At 68.1% G+C, this 7898-nt stretch carries 5 protein-coding genes; all 5 read left to right on the top strand.

Annotated features, from left to right (window positions below):
* Positions 1-953 (top strand): LWXIA domain-containing protein (locus AC6EI8_RS21915; RefSeq protein WP_498382874.1); only part of this gene is annotated, 953 nt, incomplete at its 5' end.
* A 251-nt stretch (positions 954-1204) separates the two neighbouring features.
* On the top strand, positions 1205-1810 hold the full coding sequence (locus AC6EI8_RS21910; protein WP_265634095.1) for an SRPBCC family protein: 606 nt from the start codon (positions 1205-1207) through the stop codon (positions 1808-1810).
* Between the two features lie 103 nt (positions 1811-1913).
* Entirely contained in the window at positions 1914-2963 is a 1050-nt protein-coding gene (locus AC6EI8_RS21905; protein ID WP_498382873.1) for a LysR family transcriptional regulator, read from the top strand.
* A 176-nt stretch (positions 2964-3139) separates the two neighbouring features.
* Complete coding sequence (locus AC6EI8_RS21900) at positions 3140-3943, top strand: putative hydro-lyase (protein ID WP_265634091.1); 804 nt, start codon at positions 3140-3142, stop codon at positions 3941-3943.
* Between the two features lie 277 nt (positions 3944-4220).
* The coding region (locus AC6EI8_RS21895) for a DUF4781 domain-containing protein (RefSeq protein WP_498382871.1) at positions 4221-7898 on the top strand (3678 nt) is incomplete at its 3' end.

Here is a 7898-nt window from a genome sequence, read left to right as displayed (position 1 = left end):
CGCGGGAGCTGCGCAAGTACAACCTGCCGGACACCACGCGCATCGACGGCTGGCAGATCACCTTCCGTTCGCGCGACGGGCTGAACTCGATGACGCTGTGGCTCAATATCGGCGGCATCAAGTCGCTGTGGGTGGGCGGCAGCACCACGCCGTTCGCGTTCTCGCGCGACGGCAAGACGACGGTCGGCACGCGCGACGGCGTCAATATCCTCGAGGGTGGCGTCGCCTATCGCTTCGGCCTGCCATGGCTGTCGAAGATGGGCATGGCGAGCCTGCGCGTCGGCCACGTCAAGCACAACATCCTGCGCACCAACTTCGCCAACGGCAGGCTGACCGACGTGGATGGGCAGGCCACGTGGTCGTGGCCGGTCACGCCGGTGCTGATGGACGCGACCAATATCGGCCCGCTGCGCTTCTACGGCTCCAATACCGCCAACCGCCTGCAGATCGGCCAGTACGGCAGCAAGGTCGGCCCGGCGCAGCTGTGGTACCTGAAGGGACCGGACCTGTCGAAGTCCCGCGTCAGCGAGATCGACGCGATCACGTTGAACAAGGAGTTCCAGTGGCCGGACCTGCTCGGGTCTTCCGGCCGCCATCGTGCGGCACTGGCCGATACCGCGCGCGGCACCGCGCCACAGCTGCGGGCCGAACGGCAGCCCACGGCGCCGACGATCGAGCCGCCGCATCGCAACCTGTCGCGGCGCGCCGCCGCGGTGCTGGCGGGTTACCACCAGGTGGCGCCGGGCGATACGCTGTGGGAGATCGCGCGCAGCCATCGCGACACCCTGCTGGCCGCCGACCGCGAAGCCGCCTCCGCGTCCCTGGGCGAAATCGGGCAGACCAGGCGGGCGCTCGATCATCTGCTGCAGCTCAATGCGTCGATCGGCGATCCGGACCGCATCGTGCCGGGCTGGCTGGTCGATATCGCACCGCCGCAGACGAGCCAGGGCTGACGGACCCGCGCGAAGTTCCCCGTCCTACGAAGCTTCGGTGATGGCAAGGCGCGCCGCTCGCGGTACGCTACGCCATCACCGAGCCCGGCCGCGATGGCCGGGCATGGATGCGCATGGACGTGCAGGAACATGCAGGAACATGCAGGAACACGCAGGGACGCGCAGGGACGCGCATCCACGCGAAACCGAGCGCCTTGGCGCATCTCGCACCGACCACCATCCTTTCTCCGACGACCGATCCTTCCGCCGGCATGCCCGACCACCACTCATCCCTCGTTCTTGCACGGCGGCGCCATCGTGGCGTGCCGCTGGCGGCCCTGGCCGCGCTGGCGTCGCTGGCCATCGCGCCCGCCGCCCACGCCCAACTGGTCCCGGTCGAGCGCTCGATCCTGATCCACCGCACGCCCGAGCAGGTATGGAGCCAGGCCGGCGACTACTGTGCGATCGCCAAGTGGGATACCGCGCTGCGCTCGTGCAGCGTGGTGCTGGGCGACGGCTCTCCCGGTACCGTCCGCCGCGCCGAGCGCAAGAACGGCGGGCCGCCGGTGGTCGACGTGCTCGTCGATAGGGGACCGTATTCCTACGTCTACCGCAAGCTGTCCAACCATACGCGCGGGCGGCTGCAGGTAAGTCCCGGTCCCGATGCCGGCACCGCCGTGGTAACGTGGCAGATGTGGCTCGACCCGCTGTCCGTGCCCGCCGGTCCTCGCGCCGAGTACCCGCAGGCGCTGGGCGACGAAATGCAGAAGGGGCTGGGCCGCATCAAGGTGCTGGCCGAGCAGCCGGTCGATGCCGCGCCGGCGTACCCGGTGCGCGAGTCCACCGACGCGGCGCGTCCGTCGACGCAGGGAAGTTGAGCGACACGGCCGCGGTGCGCGTGCAGGGCGCCGCGGCGCGCGATGCCGGTGTTGTTCGTCCGCGCCAGCCGCATCGTGATTCCCGTGTCCAACCCCTGTCGACATGAACCTGCGCTTTCTCGAGACGTTCGTCTGGGTCGCCCGTTTGCGAAGCTTCCGGCTGACCGCGGAAAAACTGTTCACCACCCAGGCCTCGATTTCCAGCCGCATCGCCGTGCTGGAGGAAGACCTCGGCGTCAAGCTGTTCCTGCGCGATTCGCGCGGCGTTTCGCTGACCCCGCAGGGCCAGCAGGTGCTGGAATACGCCGAGCGCATGGTCAACACGATGCACCGGCTGCGCCAGTCGATCGACTCCACGCGCGTCAGCGAGGGGCGCCTGCGCATCGGCGCGATGGACTCGGTGATCCATACCTGGCTGTCGTCGGTGGTCCGCCGCGTGATGGAGGCCTACCCGTCGCTGGAGATCGAGCTGACCGCCGACGCGGCGCTGAACCTTTGCGATCAGCTGCAGAAGGGCTATCTCGACATCATCTTCCAGACCGATCTGCTGCGCGTCGAGACCGTGCGCAATATCGAGCTGGCCAAGTACCCGATCCGCTGGATCGTCGCCAGGGGCTCGGCCTATGACCGGCCGTATCGCTCGCTGGACGACCTCGCCGGCGAACGCGTGATCACCTTCGTGAAGAACTCGCGTCCGCATCAGGACATCCTGAGCCTGTTCCACCTGAACGGCGTGCCGTCGCCGCGCATCAGCTGCGTCAATTCGGTCGCGGCGATGACGCGGCTGATCGGCGAGGGCTTCGGTATCGGCGCGGTGCCGCCGGTGCTGGTGCGGCGCGAGCTGGAGGACGGCACGCTGACCATCGTCGATATCGACAGCCATCCGCCGTCGCTCGACATCGTGGCCTCGTGGCGCACCGGTGCAGGATTGGAACTGTCGGAGGCCGTGATCGCGCTGACTGTCGGCGTGGTGGCCGCGTTCTGCGCGGAAGCGGGCGAGGACAAGGCGATGCTGATGGCCAATGCGGCCGCGCAGGGCAGCGGCGGCGATGGCGAAGGCGATAACGGGCGCGACACGGGCCGCGATACCGGCCGCGATACCGGCCGCGATACCGCGCGCGACACCGGTGGCGATCGCGCGAGCGACGCCTGAGATCCGGCACCTGGGATCGCCAAAGGCAAGCCCGACTTGCCTTTGTCATCGAAAAGCCTTATCGCGCTGCATCCAAAAGATTTGTTGGACAGTGCATCGGCGCGGCGTCCAGAATCGTTGCACACCTCGCGAACAGCGCGCGTTGCGCTCGCGTGCACGACTCCACGCCGACGACCATGAACCTGCCCCTTCAGCAAGCCAACGGACTGTTGCCCGAAGACCCCGCCGCACTGCGCGCCCTGATTCGCTCCGGCCGTTATCGCGGCCATACCAGCGGGCTGGCGAGGGGCTATGTCCAGGCCAATATCGTCATCCTGTCGCGCGACTGGGCCTACGACTTCCTGCAGTTCTGCGCGCTGAACCGCAAGGCCTGTCCGCTGATCGATGTCACCGAGCCGGGCGATCCGGTCTTCCGCAATCTCGGCGTCGACGTCGACATCCGCAGCGATGTGCCGCTGTATCGCGTCTACCGCAACGGTACCGACTATCAGGAGACCACCGACATCGCCTCGCTGTGGCGCGACGATTTCGTGGCCTTCGCGATCGGCTGCTCGTTCTCGTTCGAGCATGCGCTGATCGCCGCCAACGTTCCGCTCAAGCACATCAATCTCGGCCGCAACGTGGCGATGTTCCGCACCTCGATCGAGACGCGGCCGGCCGGGCGCCTGTCCGGCAAGCTGGTGGTGTCGATGCGGCCGCTGAAGGCCGCCGACGCGATCCTTGCTACCGAGATCACCGCGCGTTATCCGGACGTCCACGGTGCGCCGGTGCATATCGGCGATCCGCGGCTGATCGGCATCGAGGATATCGAGGCGCCGGACTACGGCGACGCGGTGCCGGTGGACGAGGACGAGATCCCGGTGTTCTGGGCCTGCGGCGTGACCCCCCAGGCCGTGATCCGCGAAGCCCGGCCCGAGATCTGCATCACGCACGCGCCGGGCTGCATGCTGGTCACCGACCTCGACAACAACCGGCTGTAGACGATTGCCATGACGGGGCGATGACAGCGTTGCGCGTCGTTGCCCCCGGTCGCGGCGCCTTGCGGTCCTCGACTACGTATTCACGTAGTTCCATGCCCTCCCGGTGGCCGGCTGAACCCTCAGCCTACGATTCTCCCTAGTTGGTATCGCGCGACACCGGGCAGACAATGGCCTGTCACGCTGGCCGCAGTGCGTCCAGGCGCGGTCCGCCGCGCGCCCACGTCATGCCTGCCTTAACGCCGTTCGCATCGCCCCCGTTCCTCAGGAGAAGAGCGTCATGCTGGATTTCAAGGACCTGATGCAAGCCCGCGAAGCCATTCTCGCCGCGGCTCGCGCCGCCGCCGAAGCCGCGGCACGCGCGGCGGCAGAGGAGGCCCGGCGCGCGCAGGCTCGCGAGGCGGAGCGGCAGCGGCAGGCCCAGGAAGCGGAAAGCGCCCGGCGCAACGAACAGAACAACCAGGCGCAGCAGGCGCAACAGGCGGAGCAGGCCCAGCAGGCGCAGCAGGCAAACCAGACGCAGCAGGCCGACCAGAAACAGCAGCCGGATCGCGCGGCGAACAATCAGCCCGTCGACACGCCGGCGCTCTACACTCCGCAAACGCAACCGGCCGGCGTGGTGCAGGTCAAGGGTCCGGGCGGCGACAAGCCGGCCACCGATCCCGCGCAGCAAGCGCGAGAGCAAAAGCAGAACGAGGCGAAGGGGCACACCGATCGCTGGCACAAGGACGCCAAGGGCGCGTACGACGACAGCGAGACCAAGCGCAATGCCGGCACCATGACCGATGCCGACTGGAAGCCGATCGAGCAGAAATACGGCATGGTGATGGCCGGCGCGCAGAACGAGCTGCGCGTGGCCGCCAATCAGGCCGCGGCAAGCGGCGGCGACGACAAGGCGATCACCGCGGCGGTCGACGCCAAGGCCAGGGAGATCCGCGAGCGCTACAACGATCCGGTGCTCGACCAGAACCTCGACAGCATCAAGGATGGCTTCCTGAAGGCCGAGCCGACGCAGGAAGCGCGCGACACGCAGGGGGCGCGCTTCCAGCTGGGACTCGCCGAGGAGCGGCTCGACCAGGCCGAAGCCACCTTGCAGCGGGAAGAGAAGGCGCTGTCCGAGATCCCGATGGGCATCCGCCGCGCCGATCCCGAGAGCGGCCAGGCCGTCAGCGACGCGCGCGCGGCCGTGCACGAGGCGCAGCAGACGCGGGACAAGGCCGAGGAGACCTATCTCGGCACGATGCGCGTCGAGATCGATACGCTGGCCACGCAGCTCTACAAGAAGGATGCCGATACCAAGCTGAGCGACGTCCGCAACCAGCCGCATGACCGCTCGCAGTCGATGACGGATCGCGGCTACGACCTGACCGAGGCGCAAAACCGCGTCGACGATGCCGAGGCACAGCTCGAAGCGCTGCAGGCCGGCAAGGGCGTCAAGGTGCCCGACAGCTACCGGCAGCAGGCCATCGAGCAATTGCAGGGCCGCTATGGCAGCGACCAGGGCATGCGCACGGTCATCGCGACCGCCGACATGCAAGGGCGGATCGCCGGCGAGATGGAGCATCTGACCCCGGAGAACGAGTTCGAACGCGAGCTGGCGCAGACCGATCCGACCACGCTGGCGATGGCGCAGGTCCAGGGGCTGACGCTCGATCCGGACGCCAGGATGGATCCGAACTCGGCGACACCGCGCGACCTGTCGCAGCAGGAACGGGACCTGATGGAGTTCAACCCCGCGGCCTATGTCATGTACAAGTCGCTGGGAGCGGATTACCTTGTCCCCGCCGAGAATGCGCCGCCGAACGATCCGACGCGGCGCGCGTTCGAGGCCGGTGTGAAGAACTCCGGCTTGGTGATGTACGCGTTCACCGAGACGCAGCGGCGCGCGGAAGGCGGCGAGGGCGTCAGCAAGGAAGACAGCGCCGCCGCGGCAGCGGGCATGCAGCGCATGCTGTCGCTGATGCGAGGCTCGGTGCCGCTGCGCGAGGGCTATCTGCAGGACAACCTGAGCAAGAAGCTCGATGCGGGCGACTTCGTCGGCGCACTGAAGCTGCGCCAGGGCGCGGCCAATGCCGCGCAGACCGAACAGGAGCGCGAGCGCTATCTCGCCGTGGACGGCAATCGCTTTGACGGCGAGGCCTTCCGCGCGCAGATCGAGGCGTCGATGCGCAAGGACCTCGAAGGCAAGACGCACGACGACGACTACAAGCCGATCATCGGGCAGGAAACAATGTACGCCGACTGGGTCGGCCAGTACATGCAGCAGGTCGCGCCGTATCTGACCGAGGAAGACGCCACCACGCTGCTCGATACCGTCAAGAGCGAATACAGCAACGACTGGACTGGCCGCAATGTCGCGCCGTCCGGCGGCAGCTACAACGACTGGAACGACTTCTACCATGGCCTGGCCGCGGTGGTCGACGCCGCCGACGCCGGCTACTACGCGCGCAATCCTGGCTCCGAACTCGGCACCGGCCCCGCCGCGACCTCGACCGCCAGCTGGCTCGCCAACGAGGACAACGACGTCTTCACCATGGTGATGCAGAACCAGGTCGGCGGCACGCAGGGGCGCATCTATGGCGGCGCGGAGGATGCCGCGGCCAAGGGGCACACCAGCCTGTCGCTTGCCTTCGCCAAGGAGCTGAAGGACCACGACCGCGCGCCGCCGATGGCCGACTACGACCTGACCCGCGCGATGGATCGGGGCCACGAGAAGTACAGCGGCACCGAAAAGGCCAAGGAGGACCAGCGCCGGTTCGAACTGGACAAGGATGAGATCCTGCAGGGCACCTTCGATTCGCTGGCGCTGCGCAAGGACGAGCTGACGGTCAAGGCCGGCGACGACAAGGCGCTCGAAAATGCGATCGCGCTGGCCGCGCCCAACGCCGATCCGAAGCTGATCAAGGAACAGCTGGCCGAGGACGTGCCGGAGGGCGCGACCATCAAGGTCATTCCGATGTACGTGACCGGGCCCGGCATGTCGCCATACCAGAGCGCCGTCTTCGAATTCGTCGGCAAGGATGGCAAGACGCTGTGGGTCGACGACCAGGGCGCGGTCTACGGCAAGGGCGATCAGCCGGCCGAGCGCGACTTCCAGGAAAACAACGAGCTGCACGACAAGGGCACTGTCTATCTGGCCAGGGACCTGAGCCTGGGTGCCGACGGCCATGCGGAGTTCGACGATATCGACGCGCATATCGTCACCGATGGCGAGAAATTCCGCGCCTGGCTCGATATCGGCGTGGCCGCGGTCGGCGCGATCGGCGGCATCGGCGTGATGGTGGCCTCGGGCGGCACGCTGACGCCGCTGGTGGCGGCCGCCTGGGGCGGCATGCTCGGCTCGATGGGTTATGGCCTGGCGGTGACGGCGGTCGATGCGAATGACATGGCCACGCATGGACGCTCGCTCAATCCGCTGGACAATGCGCGCGCGTTTTCGCTGTGGGCCAACGGCTTCGGCTCGGTGGCCGGCATGGCGGGGCTGGGCCTGGGCAAGGGCGCGTCGCTGGCGATGCGGGCCGGTGGCACGCTGAGCGGCAACTCGTCGACGTTCTCGCAGATGGCGGCCAGGACATTGGCCGGCAATGCCAACCGCATGGCGATCGGCAGCCGCGTGTTCAACGGCGCCGCGTTCGGCTCCGGCGCGATCATGACCGGCCAGCAGGCCATCACCTTCGCGCAGCACGGCGGCGACATGACGCTGACCGAGAAGCTGCAGAACGGCGCGATGCTGCTGATGGGCATGACGCAGATGATGCCCGCCGGCATCCAGATCCGCAGCGCCCAGGCGGTGCACAACGCCGCGCGGCGCGTCACCGGACGCCATCCCGCCGCCGAGGCCGCGGCACAGGCGCAGGCCCTGCAGCAGGCGATGCAGGCGGGCGACGCTCCGGTCAACGGTCGCGATGCCGACGTGCCGGTGCGCGTGCGGCCGGGCCAGGATGGCGCGGCGCAGGGG

The sequence above is a fragment of the Cupriavidus sp. R6-3 genome (genome assembly GCF_059772245.1).
This window is presented reverse-complemented; position numbering and strand designations above follow the sequence as displayed.